This is a genomic window from Afipia sp. 1NLS2 (genome assembly GCF_000178995.1).
Taxonomy (GTDB): Bacteria; Pseudomonadota; Alphaproteobacteria; order Rhizobiales; family Xanthobacteraceae; genus Afipia.
Window position 1 is genome coordinate 263773 of sequence record NZ_ADVZ01000001.1, and the last position, 18586, is coordinate 282358.

Below are 18586 nucleotides of genomic sequence, written 5' to 3' on the forward strand. Positions count from 1 at the left end.
AGCCTTTCATTGACCAAACGGTTCGGTCAACGCTATTTACTATTGACCGAACCGTTCGGTCAATAGTAGGAAAGGCACAGGGGAACAAATTTTTGCGAGCGAAATCCCCCTTGATGGATCAAACTGCACCTATGATTCCTACCCAGCCCCTTCCCGCCAATGACGAGGACAGCGCCAAGCGCCGCCAGATCGTCGAGGGTGCGCGCAAGGTATTCCGGGAACTCGGTTTTGACGCCGCCAGCATGGGCGAGATCGCCAAGGCGGCCGGCGTCTCCAAGGGCACGCTCTACGTCTATTTCGCGGACAAGCTCGCGCTGTTCGGCGCCATCGTCACCTGCGAGCTGCGCGATCAGGGCATCAACAAACTCGTCATTGATCCGACCGAGGACGTTGAAACGACCCTCAGAAAGTTCGGCCAGAGCTACATGGAAATGCTGTGCCGCCCGACCGGCGGCTCCACCATCCGCACCATGATGGCGATCGCCGAACGTATGCCTGAGCTTGGCCGGCGCTATTATGAGCATGTCCCCGCGTCGTGGCTCGGCAAGCTGGCGGAATACCTGAAGACGCGGGTGGCGAATGGGACGCTCGTCATCGAGGATTGCGATCTGGCGGCCGCGCAATTCATGCTGTCCTGCCAGGCCAGCCTGTTTCTGCCATTCATCTTTCAGGTGACGCCCGCGCCGAGCAGCGAGCGGATCGCCGAGGTGGTGGCCAGCGGGACCCGGATGTTCCTCGCCGCCTACCGCCGGCAATCCTGAGCCGCCCTGCTCCGCTCGTCTATTTCTGATCTGGTTCCAGAAATTTTCAAAAATTCTCGCGCGCGACCGCCTGCAAACGGCTGTGAAATTGGATTAGTCTTGTGTGCGGCTCACAGACCTTCGCAAGGAGATCGGGGATGAAACCGCTGACATGGTCCGAATTCCTGGCGATCTTCGTGGCTGCGTTCGTCACCGCCGTCTCGCTCAACCTGCTGTGGGGAAGCTACTCACAGGCGCGAATGGCGCATAACGAGCCACTGTTTGCGCCCATCATGCTCGACAAGACCACACAGCTCGGCCCCTGAGAGCCGCTACCGAATGCGGCTTTCGTCCTCGATCGAGTCGCGATCTTCTTTCGACAGCGGCCCATGGGCGAACGCGCGGCGCACCTTCTGTCCAATGGATCCCGTAATTCCAGGATCGCGATTGGCATAGCTGCGCCCCCCCGCGCGCGCAGCAACCTCCTCGCCCGACACGGCCGCCGGCTTGCAGATGATGCGCCCGCTCGCGCGGCGCATCAGATCGACGTGAATGTGATTGTAGTGATAGACGTTGGCGCCCGGCGCGAGCACGGTGTTGAACCGCTGACAGGCGGCGCCCTCAACGTCGCGCAGAAAGCCCTGCTCCTCCGGCAATCCCTTCCAGCCATGCTGCACCGAGATATAGCGTCCATCAGCCAGCGTGAATCCCGCGACATCGAGCGCGTTGCCGAACGCATGTTCCGAAATGTGCGCGTTGGGATTCCCGTTCATGCCGCGGCATGAATAGGCCGAGATCTGCTTGATCTCCACGACACGCGCGCCGAACCAGCGCATCGCCGCAGGCTGGATGGCTTCCGTTATCCAGCGATCGAGCGCGGAGACAATGGGACATGCGAGCGTCGCAGTCGGCTTCAAAGTGACAGATCCGAAAGACGACACCGGATTGCCAACAGGGCCAAGCCGTTGCTGCGAATACGGCGGCGGTTGCTGCGCCCCCTGCTGGTACGGCGCATTTCGATAAGGCGCGCTTTGATAAGGTGCGGGCGAACCACCCGGTCGGCTTTGCACGGCTTCTTCATGCGCCATGTCGTCTTCACCATCGGCCGGTGATGTTGCCTGAATATTCAATGGCACCGGCTCGCCGGACGGCACATAACCAGTAGGCGCGGATGAATAGGCCGGGCGCTGATACGAAGACGGCTGCTGATACGACGGTGAAGGCTGGGCAACCGGCCAGCGCGGCTGGCCCGCGATCGAGCCCGGCGGCCGCAGATCATCGGCATAACCCAGCGAACTGTTGCTTTCACCGAGCGCGCTGACCTTCAGCGGAAATTCCGCGCCGCAAACCCCCGGCCCGGAAATCGGACTGATGCGCACAACCTCGGCGCTTTCCTTGACCTCTCCGGTCTTCAGGCATGCCTGTTCCGCCTCGGCTCGCCAGGGTTCGCGCTCTGCGGTTTGGAAAAAACCGCGACCGCAACCCGCCAGGGAGACAAGGGCAAGGGAGCCGACGAGATACAAACTCACTCCACGCGCCATGCGCGGGAGAGTCCGCGAATAAACTTAAAGACTTATCAACGACTTGCTTTTCAGATTCTTTTAACCACGATGGGCGCGTTCGGGCCCCGTTGCGGGCAAATCATCTCAATCAACAACGGACATTATGCGCTTCAAACCCCTCGCGGCTGCGATCCTGATCCTGGCCGGTTCTTTCTTCATCAGCCTCGAGGTGATGGACTGGATATGGCCGCCGCGCGCGTCGAAGCCTGCGCTCGTCAAGCTGCCGCCGCTGCCATCTGCAACTCGCAAATCCGAATTCGTGGCGCCGATCACCATTCCGCTTGGTGTGATCGCTTCGGCGCTCGATCGTGCCGCGCCGCGCGACTTCAGCGGCAAGGCCGACAATCCGGCCAGCCAGATTCTGACCGATGCCGACCTCAACTGGCACATCACGCGCGGCAGCATCACCGCAAGCGGCGAACAGAACGCGCTGACCGTATCCACCCCGCTCAATGGAAAGCTCACCGTAACCGGATCACTCTCCACCGCCGCAGGCTCGCCACTCAACAACACGCTCGGCAATCTGTTCGGCGCGAAAACCGCGCAGAAGCTCGGCAACATTTCCATCAAGTCGCTGAACGCAAGCGCCGCGATCAACGGCACCGCGACCGCGACCGCGCGCCCCCGCCTCACACCCGATTGGCATGTCGATCCGCAACTGACCGCGCAGGTGGCCCTGGCCAACAACAGCCTCTCTGTTGCCGGCGCAAAGGTCGCCGTCCCCGCCCAGATCAAGCCGGTCATCGACAAGACCGTGAACGAACAAGTGGTGCGCCTGCAACAGCGGCTACGCAACGACGAGGGTTTCCGCCGCGCAATGCAGCAGCAATGGGCACGCGCCTGCAAATCGATCGCGCTGCCTTCGCCCGCGCCGGGCGCGCCGCCGCTGTTCCTGGAAATGCGGCCGATCAAGGCCATGGCGGCGCAACCGCAGATCGATAGCGCCGCAGTCAAACTCGCGGTCGGCCTGCAGGCCGAAACACGGATCGTCGACAAGCCGACAACCCCGCAATGCCCCTTCCCGCAAACACTCGACATCCAGCCAGCGCTCAATGAGGGGCACGTCAACATCGGCGTTCCAATCGATATCCCATTCGTCCAACTCGGCAAGATCGCCGAGGCCGGACTCAAGGGCCGCACCTTTCCGGAAGATGGCAGCGGCGCAATCGCTGCCCGCATCAAGAGCGTCGACATCGATGCCAGCGGCAACCGCCTTCTGGTGTCGCTGCTGGTTCATGCGAAGGAAAAGGCAAGCTGGTTCGGGCTTGGCGCCGACGCCACCGTACGAATCTGGTGCCGTCCCGTGCTCGATGCCGACGCTCAAGTTCTTCGCCTGACCGATTTGTCGGTCGCCGTCACATCCGATGCCGCCTTCGGCCTGTTCGGTGCGCTCGCGCAACGCGCCGCGCCTTATCTGCAGCAGGCATTGCAGGAGCATGCGACGATCGATCTAAAACAGATATCATCCGGCGCACAGCAAAAGCTCGCCGGTATCATCGACGGCCTCAAGACCGAGCAGAACGGCGCCAGGGTCAACGCCAGCGTGACCAGTGTGAGACTCGGTGCAGTCTCGTTCGACTCCTCGACGCTGCGCGTGATCGCCGAGGCGACAGGAACGCTCAACGTCACCGTGACCCAATTACCCTCGCTGTAAGCGCCTTCCTGTGCGGGTTCCATTGTGATGGATGGGCCAAATGACTGGTTCCGCAGCCATCTTTCGATGACATGATATCTCCACATTATCGGAGCAATCAGGCCGCATCCGCGCGTCGCCCCTGAGGGACGCAATCGTTCGCGCATCTGGCCATGGGCCTGCCGAACCAAATTCATCGAACCCAAGGATTTTTGACATGAAAAGATTTGCGCTCGCCGCGGTTGCGGCGTTGTCGGCGATTCCGTTTGCTCATGCCGAAGGCGAATCCTATCGCGCCATGGTGGAAAGCCATGCCGCCGCCGAGGGTGTTCCGGCAGAACTCGTTCATCGGGTCATTATGCGCGAGAGCCGATACAATCCCCGCGCCGTTCATGCGGGAAATTACGGCATGATGCAGATCAAGCTGCAGACTGCACGCGGCCTCGGCTACACCGGAACGGCGCAAGGCCTGCTCGATCCTGAAACAAACCTCACTTATGCGGTGAAATATCTCGCCGGCGCCTATCGCGCCGCGCATGGCAACCACAACCGCGCCGTCGCCTACTATGCCGGCGGATATTATTATGCCGCCAAGCGTCAGCGCTTGATGGAAGCGAACGCAGCCATGCTACCGAATTCCGGGCTTGCGCCTGCGCTGGACATTACACCGCCGCAATACGCTACGCCGGTGCGGTACGTTGATCACCGGCGTCATCGCCATCACCGTCACCATCGCTGACCGACAACAGCCGGTCAGCATAACCGGACTGTTTCAAACAGGCTTATGCCGCGCGATCGGCTGCGGCTGTCCCTTTTCGTCAATGGCGACGTAGGTGAAATTGCCATCGGTCACCAGAATGATGCCCATCTCGTTGCGCCGCTGCACCCATGCTTCGATGTGCACGGTGATCGAAGTGCGCCCTACGCGGACCTGCGTGCCGTACACCGACACCAGATCTCCCACAAACACCGGCTTGCGGAACGTCATCGCCTCAATGGCGACCGTGACATTGCGCGCCAGCGTCGTCTTGTAGGCGAACACGCTGCCTGCAAGGTCCATCTGGCTCAACAGCCAGCCACCGAAAATATCACCGTTCTGGTTGGTGTCGGCCGGCATCGCGATGGTGCGGACACACAGTTCACCTTGTGGCGCCGAGTCGTCCAATACGATCGATCTGGTTTCATGACCCGTCACAGGGGTTTCTGTCATGTGATACTCTGTTCCTTGAAGATCAGCGGAATGTTGCCCAGCCGGCATCCGGCTTGAAGCGTTCTCCATATTTCGCCGCCAATGCCGAAAGCGCATTGGCGACATTCTCCGGACCCCGCTCACGCGCATAATTCAGCGGTCCGCCGCGGAACGGCGCATAGCCGGTGCCGAAGATCATCGCGCCGTCCACGGTGTCTGGATTATCGACGATGCCTTCGCGCAGGCACGCAACGCAGACATTCGACATCGGCAGCACCAGACGGTCGATCATGTCCGGCGTCGCATGCACATGGGCATGGCCCTTCTGCACGCGGCCATCCTTCCACTCATAGAAGCCACGGCCGGTCTTGCGGCCAAGCTCGCCCTTGGCGACCTTTTCACGCAGCCATTCCGGGGCGGACGGAATGGAATCGCCGAGCTTGGCGCGCAACTCGTCGCCGACCGCAAGGCAGATGTCGAGACCGACCTGATCGGCGAGCTCGATAGGTCCCATCGGCATGCCGAACTTTTCTGCCGCCTCGTCGATGGTGAGCTTGTCGATCTTCTCGTCGAGCATCAGCAGCGCTTCCATCAGGTATGGCATCAGCGCCCGGTTGACGAGGAAGCCGGGCGAGCTTTTCACCGGCAGCGGCAGACGATCGATGCCACCGACAAACTTCATCGCGTTCGCAAGCGCTTCACGGTCCACCTGATCGTGGCTGATCACCTCGACAAGTTGCAGCCGCGAGACCGGATTGAAGAAGTGAATGCCGAGCAGCCGTTCGGGCCGCTGCAACGACGTACGCAATTCTTCCAGTGGAATGCTGGAGGTGTTGGTCGCCAGAATGGCCTCCGGCTTCATCACCTTCTCGAGTCCGGCGTAGATCGACTGCTTGAGCTGCAGCTTTTCCGGCACCGCCTCGATAATGAGATCGGCGTGTTTGGCACCCTCACCTGTCATATCCGGGATCAGGCGATCCAGTTCGTCACGTTGGCCGATACGGCTGCGGGTGATTTTTGAGAACAGATCGGACGCGCGCTTCATCGCGCCAGCGATTGCCGCCGACTCCATGTCGGCCAGCGTAACGCGCAGTCCCTGATGTGCGCACCACGACGCGATGTCACCACCCATCGCGCCGGCGCCGATCACATGGACATGCTTGATCTCGCTCTTGCCGCCCGCAAGCTTCTTCATCTCGTCGCGCAGGAAGAACACGCGGATGAGGTTCTGCGCGGTCGGCGTTACCATCAATTTCGCAAAAGACGGCTTTTCGGCCTCCAGCATGCCTGCGCGGCTGCCACCGTGCTTTTCCCACAGATCGATCAGCGCATAGGGCGCGGGATAATTCTCCTGCGGCGCTTTCTTGCGGGTCTCGGAACGCATCCGCGACGCCAGCAGGCCACGAACCGGGCCGAAGTTCATCACCTTGGGCAGCATCGAACGGTTGCGCTTCAGGCGGCCGAAGATCGCATCCTTCACCGCACCACGCACATGGCGCTCTTGCGTCACTGCATCGACAAGACCGAGCGATTTCGCCTTGCGCGCCTCGACTGTCTTGCCCGTTAGCATCATGGTCATCGCTTCAAGCGGATTGAACAGGTGCGTCGAACGTGCCGTACCGCCGAACCCTGGATGCAGACCAAGCAACACTTCGGGGAAACCGAAGCGCGCGCCGTCGATCGCGATTCGCATGTTGCAGGCGAGGACGACTTCCAGACCGCCGCCGAGACAGAAACCGTGGATGACCGCGACCGTCGGCAGCTTGATGTTTTCAAGCCGGTTCAGGATGTCGTGGCCCCGCCCGAGTTGCTGTTCGACGAGAGCCGGATCGGACAGACCGCGAAATTCAGTGATATCCGCACCCGCGATGAAGCCGGAACGCTTCGCCGAGCGGATGACGAGTCCGGCGGGACGCTCGCTCTCCAGCGCGGTGAGAATTTGCGAGAATTCCTCCAGCACTTCGGTCGACAGCGTATTCGCGCTCGCTCCTTCGCGGTCGAACAACAGCCACGCAATGCCGTCTTCGTCGCGTGTCAGCTTGAAATGACGATAGGGCCCGGATGACGGCTGAGGGCCGAGTTCGAGGACGTGGTCCTTCATCACATTGAGGATTTTGCTGTCCATCGCCGTTTCCTAAACCGTCTCGATCAACATGGCGCCGCCGAGGCCGCCACCGATGCATTCCGTCGCAACGCCCCGTTTGGTACCAAGACGATGCATCGCATTGACCAGATGCAGCACGATGCGATTGCCGCTGGTGCCGACCGGATGGCCGAGGCTGATTGCGCCCCCATCCACATTGAGCTTTGCCTGATCGATTTCGCCCGCGGCACCGTCGAGGCCGAGGATGTCGCGGCAGAATTTGTCGTCCTTCCAGGCCGCGAGACAGGCGAGCACCTGCGAAGCGAACGCCTCGTTGATCTCCCAAGTCTCGACGTCCTGAATCGTCATGTTGTTACGCTTGAGCAGCCGGTTTGACGACAGCACCGGGCCGAAGCCCATCACGGTTGGATCGAGCCCCGACCATGCGCTGTCGACGATGCGCGCTTTCGGCTTCAGCCCGTATTTATTGACCGCATCTTCCGAAGCCAGAATGGTCCAGCAAGCGCCGTCGGTGATCTGCGAGGAGTTACCCGCCGTCACCTGTCCCCACGGCCGCTCGAATGCAGGCTTCAGCTTGGCGAGCTTCTCCACCGAGGAATCGGGCCGCACGCCATCGTCGTGATCGTAGAACTTGCCCTTGCGGTCAAAGGCGGTTTCGACTTCGCCCTTGAGATAACCCTGCGCCTGCGCGTTGGCGAGCCGCTTATGGCTTTCCACCGCATAGGCATCGGCCTGCTGGCGGGTGATGCCCATCAGATGCGCGATCACTTCCGCAGTCTGCCCCATGTTGAGGTCGGTTACCGGATCGGTCAGCCCGCGCTCAAGGCCAATGATCGGCCTGAAGTAAGACGGCCGCAATTTGAAGAACGCCGCGAGCTTCGCAAGCGTCGTGCGCGCCGAAGCCATGCCTGCGAACCAGCGCACGCCTGACTGCGGAAACACCAGCGGCGAATAGCTCAACGCTTCCGTGCCACCCGTAAGAATCATGTCGGCCTGCCCGGCCTGAATATAGCGGTAGGCGGTGTCGATCGACTGCATGCCGGAGCCGCAATTGATCTGCACGCCGAAGGCGACCATGTCTTCGCCCATGCCGAGCCGCAACGCCGCGACACGCGCCGGATTGACCTCGTCGGCGATGGGGCTGACGCAGCCGACAATGACCTGATCGAACTCGGAGGACTTGAACGGCTGCCGCGCGAGCAGCGGGCGCCCGGCCTGAACCGCCAGATCGACCGGCGTGAACGGACCCGGACCGCCCTGCGCCTTCAAGAACGGCGTACGGCTGCCATCGATAATATAGACAGGACGGGACATCAGCTTGCGGCCCTTTCCGCCGTTGCGGTGGCAGGATGGTTCTGACGGTAGATCGGAGACAGGGCTTCCGGCGCGAAGTCATCGACCTCGATCACCTTCGCCACTGCTTCTTGCGCTGTCTTGATTGCTTCCACATCCGCCGCCGTGATGATGCCGCGCGAAGCGGCCTCCTGCCAGTCGCGAATATGAGCGGCACGCATTTTCTTTTCAATTGGCTCATTGGCGGTGACGAGCAGGAAAGCGCGCTCCAGCCGTGCCAGCGGCCCGTCGTCGTTCGCGCCAGCATGATAAAGGCCCGCCGTGAGGCGATCGCGCTCCGGCGAGGGCGACAGGATCATCTGCGCGCACTGATGCACGACCTTGTCGGACGGGCCCAACGCGTTCGATCCGAGCGGCTGCACAACAAATTTCAAGAGCCACGCCACGGGCCGGTTCGGCAGGTTCGCCAGCACTTCGGCGAAACGCAGCTCCATGGTGCGGATGCCGTTCGCCATTACCCAGCGCAGCGCGGGCAGATCGGCGTCCTGACGCCCTTCGTCTTCCCAGCGCTTCAGGGCGGCCGACAACAGATAAAGCTCGGAGAGAATGTCGCCGAACCGCGCCGACAGCATTTCCTTGCGCTTCAGCGCGCCGCCGAGCGTGAGAAGAGCCATATCAGCGCACAGCGCGAACGCGGAGGAATAGCGCGAGAGCTGGCGATAATAACCGGTCGCGGCTCCTGCATCGGGTGCCGGCGCGAACAGGCCGCCGGTCCAGCTTCGGCCCCAGGCCCGGAACAGGTTGGTGAAGGCGTGGCCGACATGCTTCCAGAACGATTGATCGAACGCGTCCAGTCCCGCATCTTTATCCGGGTTGCCGATCGCATTGATCTCGGCCAACAGATAGGGATGCGCGCGCGTCGCGCCCTGCCCAAACACGATCAGATTCCGCGTGAGAATATTCGCACCCTCCACCGTAATCGCCACCGGCACCGAACGGTAAAGGTTGCCCATGTAGTTCTGCGGGCCTTCAATGATCGCCTTGCCGCCATGAATGTCCATCGCGTCATCGACGACGATCCGCAGCCGCTCGGTCGCATGCAGCTTCATGATGCCGGAAATGACGGCGGGATGCTTACCCTGATTGAGCGCCGCGCAGGTCAGCCGCCGCGCGGCATCAAGCTGATAGGCCGTGCCCGCGATACGCGCGAGCGGCTCCTCGATGCCCTCGAACTTGCCGATCGGCACCTTGAACTGTTCGCGGACGCGCGCGTAGGCGCCCGCATTGCGTGCGCAGTAAGCCGCCCCCGAAGCCGACTGCGATGGCAACGAAATGCCGCGCCCCGCCGCCAGCGCGCTCATCAGCATCTTCCAGCCCTGGCCGATCCGCGCCTGCCCGCCGATGACGTAGTCCATCGGAATGAAAACGTCCTTGCCCCAGTTCGGGCCATTCTGAAACACCTGCATCGCAGGCAGATGACGATGGCCGATGGTGACGCCGGGCAAATTCGTCGGGATCAGCGCGACGGTGATGCCAAGGTCCTCCGCTCCGCCCAGAAGGTGGTCGGGATCGCGCGCTTTGAAAGCAAGACCGAGCAGCGTCGAGACGGGGCCCAGCGTAATGTAGCGCTTGTGCCAGTTGAGCCGAAGGCCGATCACCTCCTGTCCCTCGAACGTGCCCTTGCACACGACGCCGGTGTCGGTCATCGACGCGGCATCCGAACCCGCCTCCGGGCTGGTGAGGCCGAAGCAGGGAATTTCGCGGCCAGCCGCCAAGCCCGGCAACCATTTATCCTGCTGCGCGCGGGTGCCGAATTTCATCAGCAATTCGCCCGGCCCGAGCGAATTCGGCACCATCACGGTGACGGCGGCGGCAATGGAACGCGAGGAGATTTTCCGGATCACTTCCGAATGCGCGAAGGGCGAGAAGCCCAACCCTCCGAATTCCTTCGGGATGATCATGCCGAGAAACTTGTTGGCCTTGATGAAGGCCCAGACTTCGGGCGGCAGATCGCGCCATTCCCCGTTGACCTTCCAGTCGTCCACCATGGCGCAGAGTTCTTCGACCGGACCCGCGAGAAACGCCTGCTCCTCATCCGTCAATTTCGCCGGTGCATTGGCCAGGAGCTTCGACCAGTCCGGGTTGCCGGTGAACAGGTCCGCATCCCACCATACATCGCCCGCTTCCAGAGCCTCGCGCTCGGTGTCGGACATCGCCGGAAGAACTTTGTGAGCCCACGCAAAGATCGGACGCGTCAGAACATCGCGGCGGAAGGAGAAGCTCATGGAGGCGTCCTTTTCGGTACGGGCAGAATAGCCCATCGGCGGACAAGAAGGCGGGACTTTGAAATATCAACAATATGAGCCTGGACTGCACTCTCCTTACAAATTCTCACCATCGATCCTGAATTGATCCCCGCGCGGCATCGAATCTCAACATCGTGAATGAGATTATACGAAGTCGGAGATGCTTTCAGGTGATCTTCCCCACCTGCAGTAGAGGTACGTTTTCTGCCGGCCCACCCGTCCTATACCGTGCATGCAAAATTCGGCCATTGCTTTTCATGTTCCCCCGATTTTTCATTTATTTCAGATTGTTAGGCAGGAACGTGCACGGCGCCCCGGTGTTTCCCCCGCGAACCTCAAGCAAGGAGTTTGCAATGGGTAGCACCACCGACAAGATCAAGGGCAACGCCAACGAAGCCATCGGCAAGGCCAAGCAGGGAATCGGCGAAGCCACCGGCTCGGATCGCCTGCAGGGCGAAGGCGCGATGCAGGAAGCCAAGGGCCACGTCCAGAAAGCGGTCGGCGATGCGAAGGACGCTGCCAAGGAGGCCGTGGACAAGGCCGCCGCCGCGGCCAAGCGCAACCTCTGATCGCGCGATCAACCTGACGATAAAGCCGGCCTTCGGGCCGGCTTTATTTTGCTCGTTGTTATTTCCCCTCGCCTGACGGCAGCGCACCTGTTTCTTTCAGCACCTCGTGCGCCGTCTTGAAGGCCTCAAGGCCCGCCGGCACGCCGCAATAGGTGGTGGCGTGGATCAGGATTTCCTTGATCTCATCCACCGTTACGCCATTGTTGAGCGCGCCTTTGACATGCAGCCGCAACTCGGCCGGCTTGTTCAACGCCGTCAGCATCGCGATGTTGATCATACTGCGCGTTTTGCGCGACAGGCCAGGGCGGGCCCAGGCATGACCCCAGCACCATTCAGTCGTAATGGTCTGGAAGGCCATCATGAAATCGTCGGCACGCGCGAGGCTGCCATCGACATAATCGGCGCCCAGCACCTCGCGCCGGACCTTTAGCCCGCGTTCGAACTTCTCACTCCGTGCCATTCCTCATCTCCCGATTAATTATGGTGTCTCATAAAGTGCAGCGACGGGCTCTTCATCGATGCATGGCGGAAGCTTTCTGCCTTCGATCTCGATGATGTCGTAACATCCAAGACTGTTGCTGATGAACGCAGCATCGACAGAACGCAGATCGGCCTCTGTAAGCGAGGCCTCCCTTGCGCTTATCTGCCCGAGAATTTTTGCGCGCGCGATACCGGGAAGAATTCCATCGTTCACAGGCGGCGTGACCCACTCGCCTGCAACCCGCGCAAACAGGTTTCCGACCGTGGCGCAAACGGCGTGGCTACGCGTGTTTAGCATCAACGCATCGGTTGCACCGCGCACCAAAGCCTCACGCCGCGCCAGAATATTGTCCCCGTAATTAAGTGACTTGATCTGTGATAGCGGTGAGTATTCGTTACGCTTGGTCGATCGCGCAATCACTACCCGTTGCGGCACTCCGAGCGTAGCTGTGGGGGCGCAGGTCATCAGCAGCGTCGGCATCACCTTCTCTGCAACCCAGAGCCCGCGCTTTATCGCCGGGCCCCGGGTCAGAGTGATGCGAACTGCACTTCGTGGAAATCTGTTTTCGCGCAACAGCCCGGTGACGGCTGATTCAAGCGCCCGATCATCAAAGTCCACAGAGAGAGCAAGCACGGACGCACCTTCGCGCAGACGACGTAGATGCTCAGGAAGCCAGACAGGTTTTTCACCGACCCCGAGCAGCGTCTCGAAAATGCCATCCGCCAGCGTGAAACCACGATCCGCAATCGACAGCCACGCATCCTTCTCGTCGAGAAATGCTCCGTTGAGCCAGACCTGCGTCACGAGGCGTGCTCCTCGATCCGGGCCTGTGCGCGATCCGAGAGCCGATACAGGCCTTCATCAAACCGGCCGAACGCGGCCACGACCAGTGCCTTGATCGATGCCTGCGCTTTCAGCAGCATTTCGGCGTATTCCGCCTGCGGTATTGATGCCGCCACGACACCGCCGCCAACACCGATGGTGAAGCGGCCTTGCTCCACAACGATGGTTCGGATGACGATGGACAAGTCGGCTGCACCATCGTCACCAATCCATCCCAGCGCGCCCGAATAAATTCCGCGCGCGCGCCTTTCCAGCCGGTCGATGATCTCCAGTGTCCGCAGTTTCGGTGCACCCGTCATCGATCCACCGGGGAAAGCCGCCTGCAACAGATCGACCACTGCGCAATCGGGCCGCAACGTACCGCGCACCGTACTGACAAGCTGATGAACGGTTTCATAGCTTTCCACACCGAACAATTCACTGACGTGCACGGTGCCGGGCTCACAACAGCGCGACAAATCATTGCGCAGGAGGTCGACGATCATCGCATTCTCGGCGCGGTCCTTGCGGCTCTGGCGCAGGCCCTCGCGCAATTCATGATCGCGGCGCGGATCAGGATCGCGCCGCGCCGTGCCCTTGATCGGCTTGGTTTCGACCTCGCCTTTTGTATCGGCCGACAAAAACCGTTCCGGCGAGGCACTTAGCACCGCGCCACCCGGCCAGCGTACAAACGCTGCGAATGGCGCCGGGTTGATCCTGCGCATCACGCGATAGACATCAAGCGGATCAAGGTCGGCCTCGCATGACAGTTCGTTGGTCAGGCAGACCTGATAGCTCTCGCCTTCCCGGATCGCATGCAGGCATTCCTCGACGCTGGCGCGATAGTCTCGCTCGCCTTTCGCCATGACGACATCGAGCGGCCTCGTGCCATGAGGGACGACGGAAGGCGGCGCTTGCAAACGCGCGATGACGGATTCCATCTCATCCAGCCATTGCCGCGCGCGAAGTTCGTGCTCCGGCGCATCGATAGCAATCAGATAACTTTTGCCGTCAACGTGATCGACTGCAATGAAGCGATCGGCGCGGATCAGCAGGCTGTCGGGCGTCGGCGCATGGCGACGAACCCGAGATCCGCAATCCTGCTGTAATTCATAACCGAACCAGCCTACATACCCGCCCGTGAACGGGCACGGCGGCGGCGTTTGCGGCAACGCCTGTGGCTGCATTTTCAGATAATCGAAAATGTTGCCGCCATGACGGAAGCGTTCGCCGCCACGCTCCACCTCAACAAACCCATCCGCGCAATCATAGCTGACGATTTCCGCGTTCGGCCCCGATGCGTCGCCAAGATACGACCATCGCGACAGGCCGGGCTCAACAAGGCTGCTGTCGAGCCAGAAAGCATGGGGCGACGTGGCGAACAACGAGCAGAACGCCGCCTCCGTATCGAGCGCGCGCGGCAGTTCGCGCCAGAAGGCCTTCCACGTGCTGGAAGGCTGTGGCACGTCGCGAGGTCGTCTCGCCGAACGCCGCACAACACCCGCACTGCCGGACAAATCCCGGAAATTTTTCAGCAAGCGCCGCCCATGCTCGGTCAGAATCGATTCGGGATGAAACTGCACACCCCATTGCGGCTTCTCGCGATGCGCGATTGCCATCAGCAGACCGTCCTCGGTCCATGCGATCTCTTTCAGATGCGACGGCAACGGTCGCTCGATCATGAAGGAATGATAGCGTCCCGCCGCGAAAGGTGATGGCACGCCCGCAAATATCGGATCGCCATCATGGCGCACCAGCGACGCCTCACCATGCACCAGCGACGGCGCATACGCGAGTCTTCCGCCTGCCTCCATCGCCAATCCCTGAAAGCCGAGACACACGCCGAGCACCGGAACATTCGCCTTCAGTAACGCATCGCGCGACAGGCCAAAATCAGAGGCGCGATCCGGACGGCCGGGACCCGGCGAGATCACGATATTGCCGAACGGCTCTCTCGAAATTTCGTCCCACGTCGTGGCGTCATTCTTCACCACCACCGGCGCGGACTGATTTATGTCCGCAATCAGGTCGGCGAGGTTATAGGTGAAAGAGTCGTAGTTATCGATGATGAGGGTTTTCATCGCCGCCGAGGCAAAACTGCCATTGTGGTTTCCGCCGCACCCGATCCTGACCATGGCTTATATAATGGTCGGATCAGCTATCTCCGGCAGGCCGGCGCGGCATCATGACCGCCGGAAAGACCACCCAAGATCGCGGCAATTATGCGCCAAATCCGCAAGCCTCCGCAACACGGCGGTAGGCCTGCTCCCATGGGACGCGGCCCATTTCCTGTCATGTCCATAAGAAAAATGGCGGCCCACGGCCGCCATTTTGAACCGGTTGAGAATATCGGGAGCGGCGTTCAGGCCGCAGCCACGCCGCGCATTTCGCCATTCCCCGGTGGCGGGATCGGCTGCCCCTCGTCGGCATATTCGTTGAGCTTGTTGCGCAACGTGCGGATCGAGATGCCAAGAATGTTCGCCGCATGGGTGCGGTTGCCAAGGCAATGCTTGAGCGTCTCAAGAATAAGGTCGCGTTCGACATCGGCCACGGTGCGCCCGACTAGCGCACGCGTCACCTGCTCGGCGGCGAACGTCGCATGCGCGACCACGGGCGCGGTCTTGGCAAGATCGAGCCGGTCTCCATCCGGCGACAGGATCGCCTCGGCGCCGATCTCGTCGCCCTGCGCCATCAACACCGAACGATGGATGGTGTTCTCAAGCTCGCGCACGTTACCTTGCCAGCGGTTCGCCGTAAGCACGTTCTTCGCCTCGGCCGACAGCGGGCGCACCGGCACGCCGTTGGCATTGGCGTATTTCTGCGCGAAATGCTGCGACAGTTCCAGAATATCCGCCGGTCGCTCGCGCAGCGCCGGGATTTTCAGGTTCACGACGTTGAGCCGGAACAGCAGGTCTTCGCGGAACGTACCCTCCTTCACCGCATCCGCGAGGTTGCGGTTCGAGGTGGCGATGATGCGGATATCGACCGGCACCGGCTTGGTGCCGCCGACGCGATCGATCACGCGCTCCTGGATCGCGCGCAGCAGCTTCGATTGCAGCCGCACGTCCATTTCCGAGATTTCATCGAGCAGCAGCGTGCCGCCGGTCGCTTCCTCGAACTTGCCGATGCGGCGTGCGATGGCGCCGGTGAACGACCCCTTTTCGTGCCCGAACAATTCGGATTCCAGAAGATGCTCCGGAATGGCCGCGCAGTTGATCGAGATGAACGGCTTCTTCGCCCGTGCCGAACGGCTGTGGACATACCGCGCCAGCACCTCCTTGCCGGTGCCGGACTCGCCGGTAATCATCACCGAGGCATCGGAGCCCGCGATCTGCTGCGCGAGCTTGACCACTCTCACCATCGCATCGTCGCGATAGATCAGATCGCGCGAGTCGTTGGCCACCGCGGCCAGCACCGCCGCAATGAGCTCCGGCTCCGGCGGCAGCGGGATGTATTCCTTCGCACCGGCATGGATCGCGGCAACCGCGGCGCGGGCATCATTGGTGATGCCGCAAGCGACGATCGGCACATGGATGTGTTCGGCCTCGAGCCGCATCACCAAATCCCGGATGTCAATGGCCACATCCACCAGCAGCAGGTCAGCGCCCTTGCCGCCGCGCACCACCCGCATCGCCAGTTCGATATCCTCGGCGTGCGTCACGGTCGCGCCGTTGTCCATCGCGATCTTGGTTGCGGTTGTCAGTTGCCCCTTCAGGGTTCCGACGATGAGAAGCCGCATGATTTGCTCCTGTCAGTATCGCGCCATTTGCGGCGTTCGGTTTGATTTTCCGCGCGGTCTACGCGCGTTCCGCCTTGATGATTTCCGTCATGGTTACGCCGAGCTTGTCTTCCACGAGAACCACTTCGCCACGCGCCACCAGACGGTTGTTGACGTAAATATCGATCGCCTCGCCGACGCGGCGATCCAATTCGAGCACCGTGCCCGGACCGAGCTTCAGAAGATCGCTGACATCCATTTTCGAGCGGCCAAGCACCGCCGACACCTGCACCGGAACATCAAATACCGCTTCCAGATCGGAGGCGATGCGTGCGCTGCGCTCTTCCTCCTCCGAATAGGCCGCCTGATCGAGCGGCGGAGCTTCGGTCTCGTTCAGGTCCGGCAACGGCACCTGCCCCTGTCCATCAGTATCACTCATGAGTTTCTCCCGGCCGTATCTTCGGCCTGATTGCGAGCCGCCATGTAGCGCTCCACCAATTCACCGATCCTGGTATCCGTCGCGGCACGATCGAGCGTGCAACCACCGTCCGCCCATTCGATCTTGCAGTCCGAAATATCGATGTCCGGCTCCGCCAGAATCACCAGCCGCCCCTCGAACCCGCTGCGGCGCGCCAGATCCTCGATCCGTGTACGCGCGCGATCGTACAGCGCGTCGTTCACCCGGATCGCGATATGAGGCGTCGACGTCAGGTGCCGCAGGCAATCAGTAATCAGCGCCGTCATCTCCGCAAGCGGTTCGGCTGCGACAAGCTCGCTGCACAGTTTACGCGCCACCGCCACCGCCACATCCACGGCCTCGGTCTCGACCCGCCCTTCGACTCTCTTGAAATTCCCGGCAAGCGAACGCATGGCGATGGCAATTTCCTCCATGGCCAACGCCGAACGGCGGTCGCTCTCCACGCTCGCCTCTTTCTGCGCGGCCTGAAATCCATCGCGGAAAGCGCGCGCCTCGGCATCGGCGACCAGTTGGGCAATTTCCGCGCGCGAGGCCTGCCGCTCGGTATTCGCCGGAGCGGCAAAGTCCATGTCGAACAGGAATTTCGCGGGCGCGCTCATCAGTACACCAATTCATCGTCGGCACGATTCTTTTGCAGCATGATCTCACCCTTGGCGGCGAGATCCTTGGCAAGATTCACCAGAAGCGCCTGGGCTTCATCCACGTCACGCAACCGTACCGGGCCGGCAGCAGCCATGTCGTCCTGCAGCATCTTCGCCGCGCGGCTCGACATGTTGCCCATGAAGAATTCGCGCACGGCATCGTTGGCCCCCTTCAGCGCGACGCCGAGCTTGTCCTTGTCGACATGGCGCATCAGTGTTTGCGCAGAACCCGCATCGAGCTTGACGAGGTCGTCGAACGTGAACATCAGCGACTTGATACGCTCGGCCGCCTCGCGGCTTTCCTCCTCCAACGCGGTGAGGAAGCGGGTTTCGGTCTGGCGGTCGAAATTGTTGAAGATTTCAGCCATCACCTCATGGGCGTCACGGCGGCGAGTCTGCGACAGATTGGACATGAATTCGGTACGCAGCGTACTTTCGACACGCTCGATAACTTCCTTCTGCACCGCTTCCATGCGCAGCATCCGGTTAACGACATCGAGCGCCATGTCTTCGGGCAGGATCGCCAGCACGCGCGCGGCATGTTCCGGTTTAAGCTTCGACAGCACCACCGCGACCGTCTGCGGATATTCGTTCTTGAGATAGTTGGCGAGAACCTCTTCCTGCACGTTGGAGAGTTTCTCCCACATGTTACGGCCGGCCGGGCCGCGGATTTCATCCATGATGCCGGTGACGCGTTCGGACGGCAGGTATTGCTGCAACAGGCGTTCTGTCGCATCGAAATTGCCCATCAGCGCGCCCGAAGCGGACATCCGCGAGACGAATTCGAGCAGCAAATCCTCGACCACATTGGCCTCGATGGTCCCGAGCGAAGACATCACCGCGGAGAGTTCACGCACTTCATCATCGTCCAGCAGCGACCAGACCTTGCTGCCATATTGCTCGCCCAGCGCCAGCATCATGATCGCCGCGCGCTTGGGACCGCTCAACGGCGCCGCTGCCGGCCCCGTACGCCCGCTCTGACGGCTCGCAAGCGTCGCGACGACACTGGCGATATCTTCTGGTTTCTGTTGAGCCGGAAGGGATGCCATG

17 protein-coding genes are annotated in these 18586 nt (G+C 61.4%); 5 read left to right on the forward strand and 12 right to left on the reverse strand.

Going from position 1 to position 18586, the window contains the following annotated elements:
* The first annotated feature begins 131 nt into the window (after positions 1-131).
* Together AFIDRAFT_RS01275 and AFIDRAFT_RS19930 are read left to right on the forward strand one after the other, a co-directional pair.
* Positions 132-761, forward strand: coding sequence for a TetR/AcrR family transcriptional regulator (locus AFIDRAFT_RS01275; protein WP_009337143.1), 630 nt, complete (start codon positions 132-134; stop codon positions 759-761).
* A 137-nt stretch (positions 762-898) separates the two neighbouring features.
* On the forward strand, positions 899-1066 hold the full coding sequence (locus tag AFIDRAFT_RS19930; RefSeq protein ID WP_009337144.1) for a hypothetical protein: 168 nt from the start codon (positions 899-901) through the stop codon (positions 1064-1066).
* Between the two features lie 6 nt (positions 1067-1072).
* On the opposite strand, the gene AFIDRAFT_RS01280 is transcribed toward AFIDRAFT_RS19930, so the two are convergent.
* Positions 1073-2281: an extensin-like domain-containing protein gene (locus tag AFIDRAFT_RS01280; protein WP_009337146.1), complete on the reverse strand. Its 1209-nt coding sequence runs from the start codon at positions 2279-2281 to the stop codon at positions 1073-1075.
* A gap of 124 nt (positions 2282-2405) precedes the next feature.
* On the opposite strand from AFIDRAFT_RS01280, the gene AFIDRAFT_RS01285 reads away from it, so the two are divergent.
* Both AFIDRAFT_RS01285 and AFIDRAFT_RS01290 read left to right on the forward strand, forming a co-directional pair.
* Positions 2406-3956: a DUF4403 family protein gene (locus tag AFIDRAFT_RS01285; protein ID WP_009337148.1), complete on the forward strand. Its 1551-nt coding sequence runs from the start codon at positions 2406-2408 to the stop codon at positions 3954-3956.
* Positions 3957-4152: 196 nt separating this feature from the next.
* Positions 4153-4674, forward strand: coding sequence for a transglycosylase SLT domain-containing protein (locus AFIDRAFT_RS01290; protein WP_009337150.1), 522 nt, complete (start codon positions 4153-4155; stop codon positions 4672-4674).
* A gap of 33 nt (positions 4675-4707) precedes the next feature.
* Here the strand turns inward: AFIDRAFT_RS01290 and AFIDRAFT_RS01295 are convergent, their stop codons facing one another.
* The 4 genes from AFIDRAFT_RS01295 to AFIDRAFT_RS01310 are packed head-to-tail and all read right to left on the reverse strand — an operon-like array spanning position 4708 to position 10806.
* A complete protein-coding gene (locus AFIDRAFT_RS01295) occupies positions 4708-5145 on the reverse strand; it encodes an acyl-CoA thioesterase (protein ID WP_009337151.1) in 438 nt (145 codons plus the stop codon).
* A gap of 22 nt (positions 5146-5167) precedes the next feature.
* Complete coding sequence (locus AFIDRAFT_RS01300; RefSeq protein WP_009337153.1) at positions 5168-7249, reverse strand: 3-hydroxyacyl-CoA dehydrogenase NAD-binding domain-containing protein; 2082 nt, start codon at positions 7247-7249, stop codon at positions 5168-5170.
* 9 nt (positions 7250-7258) lie between these two features.
* Positions 7259-8542, reverse strand: a complete 1284-nt coding sequence (locus tag AFIDRAFT_RS01305) for an acetyl-CoA C-acetyltransferase (RefSeq protein WP_009337154.1) — start codon at positions 8540-8542, stop codon at positions 7259-7261.
* Positions 8542-10806, reverse strand: coding sequence for an acyl-CoA dehydrogenase (locus AFIDRAFT_RS01310; RefSeq protein ID WP_009337155.1), 2265 nt, complete (start codon positions 10804-10806; stop codon positions 8542-8544). Before AFIDRAFT_RS01310 ends, AFIDRAFT_RS01305 begins: the two co-directional genes overlap by 1 nt.
* Positions 10807-11180: 374 nt before the next feature.
* On the opposite strand from AFIDRAFT_RS01310, the gene AFIDRAFT_RS01315 reads away from it, so the two are divergent.
* Positions 11181-11396, forward strand: a complete 216-nt coding sequence (locus AFIDRAFT_RS01315; protein WP_009337156.1) for a CsbD family protein — start codon at positions 11181-11183, stop codon at positions 11394-11396.
* A 58-nt stretch (positions 11397-11454) separates the two neighbouring features.
* Here the strand turns inward: AFIDRAFT_RS01315 and AFIDRAFT_RS01320 are convergent, their stop codons facing one another.
* The 7 genes from AFIDRAFT_RS01320 to fliG all read right to left on the reverse strand — a co-directional run bounded on the left by AFIDRAFT_RS01320 (position 11455) and on the right by fliG (position 18585).
* Entirely contained in the window at positions 11455-11856 is a 402-nt protein-coding gene (locus tag AFIDRAFT_RS01320) for a carboxymuconolactone decarboxylase family protein (protein ID WP_009337157.1), read from the reverse strand.
* Between the two features lie 18 nt (positions 11857-11874).
* Positions 11875-12681 (reverse strand): aminotransferase class IV, encoded by an 807-nt coding sequence (locus AFIDRAFT_RS01325; RefSeq protein WP_009337158.1) that lies wholly within the window; start codon positions 12679-12681, stop codon positions 11875-11877.
* Positions 12678-14780, reverse strand: coding sequence for an aminodeoxychorismate synthase component I (pabB, locus tag AFIDRAFT_RS01330; protein ID WP_040297955.1), 2103 nt, complete (start codon positions 14778-14780; stop codon positions 12678-12680). Before pabB ends, AFIDRAFT_RS01325 begins: the two co-directional genes overlap by 4 nt.
* Positions 14781-15061: 281 nt before the next feature.
* Positions 15062-16438, reverse strand: coding sequence for a sigma-54-dependent transcriptional regulator FlbD (flbD, locus tag AFIDRAFT_RS01335; protein WP_009337160.1), 1377 nt, complete (start codon positions 16436-16438; stop codon positions 15062-15064).
* A 58-nt stretch (positions 16439-16496) separates the two neighbouring features.
* Positions 16497-16856, reverse strand: coding sequence for a flagellar motor switch protein FliN (gene fliN, locus AFIDRAFT_RS01340; RefSeq protein ID WP_009337161.1), 360 nt, complete (start codon positions 16854-16856; stop codon positions 16497-16499).
* On the reverse strand, positions 16853-17494 hold the full coding sequence (locus AFIDRAFT_RS01345; RefSeq protein ID WP_009337162.1) for a FliH/SctL family protein: 642 nt from the start codon (positions 17492-17494) through the stop codon (positions 16853-16855). Before AFIDRAFT_RS01345 ends, fliN begins: the two co-directional genes overlap by 4 nt.
* Complete coding sequence (fliG, locus tag AFIDRAFT_RS01350; protein WP_009337163.1) at positions 17494-18585, reverse strand: flagellar motor switch protein FliG; 1092 nt, start codon at positions 18583-18585, stop codon at positions 17494-17496. Before fliG ends, AFIDRAFT_RS01345 begins: the two co-directional genes overlap by 1 nt.
* Position 18586: the final 1 nt, after the last annotated feature.

Bases quoted from the DNA above. Each gene is read 5' to 3' on its own strand.
- AFIDRAFT_RS01275 (WP_009337143.1), top strand. From the start codon at position 132: ATGATTCCTACCCAGCCCCTTCCCGCCAATGACGAGGACAGCGCCAAG.
- AFIDRAFT_RS19930 (WP_009337144.1), top strand. From the start codon at position 899: ATGAAACCGCTGACATGGTCCGAATTCCTGGCGATCTTCGTGGCTGCG.
- AFIDRAFT_RS01280 (WP_009337146.1), bottom strand. From the start codon at position 2,281: ATGGCGCGTGGAGTGAGTTTGTATCTCGTCGGCTCCCTTGCCCTTGTC.
- AFIDRAFT_RS01285 (WP_009337148.1), top strand. From the start codon at position 2,406: ATGCGCTTCAAACCCCTCGCGGCTGCGATCCTGATCCTGGCCGGTTCT.
- AFIDRAFT_RS01290 (WP_009337150.1), top strand. From the start codon at position 4,153: ATGAAAAGATTTGCGCTCGCCGCGGTTGCGGCGTTGTCGGCGATTCCG.
- AFIDRAFT_RS01295 (WP_009337151.1), bottom strand. From the start codon at position 5,145: ATGACAGAAACCCCTGTGACGGGTCATGAAACCAGATCGATCGTATTG.
- AFIDRAFT_RS01300 (WP_009337153.1), bottom strand. From the start codon at position 7,249: ATGGACAGCAAAATCCTCAATGTGATGAAGGACCACGTCCTCGAACTC.
- AFIDRAFT_RS01305 (WP_009337154.1), bottom strand. From the start codon at position 8,542: ATGTCCCGTCCTGTCTATATTATCGATGGCAGCCGTACGCCGTTCTTG.
- AFIDRAFT_RS01310 (WP_009337155.1), bottom strand. From the start codon at position 10,806: ATGAGCTTCTCCTTCCGCCGCGATGTTCTGACGCGTCCGATCTTTGCG.
- AFIDRAFT_RS01315 (WP_009337156.1), top strand. From the start codon at position 11,181: ATGGGTAGCACCACCGACAAGATCAAGGGCAACGCCAACGAAGCCATC.
- AFIDRAFT_RS01320 (WP_009337157.1), bottom strand. From the start codon at position 11,856: ATGGCACGGAGTGAGAAGTTCGAACGCGGGCTAAAGGTCCGGCGCGAG.
- pabB (WP_040297955.1), bottom strand. From the start codon at position 14,780: ATGAAAACCCTCATCATCGATAACTACGACTCTTTCACCTATAACCTC.
- flbD (WP_009337160.1), bottom strand. From the start codon at position 16,438: ATGCGGCTTCTCATCGTCGGAACCCTGAAGGGGCAACTGACAACCGCA.
- fliN (WP_009337161.1), bottom strand. From the start codon at position 16,856: ATGAGTGATACTGATGGACAGGGGCAGGTGCCGTTGCCGGACCTGAAC.
- AFIDRAFT_RS01345 (WP_009337162.1), bottom strand. From the start codon at position 17,494: ATGAGCGCGCCCGCGAAATTCCTGTTCGACATGGACTTTGCCGCTCCG.
- fliG (WP_009337163.1), bottom strand. From the start codon at position 18,585: ATGGCATCCCTTCCGGCTCAACAGAAACCAGAAGATATCGCCAGTGTC.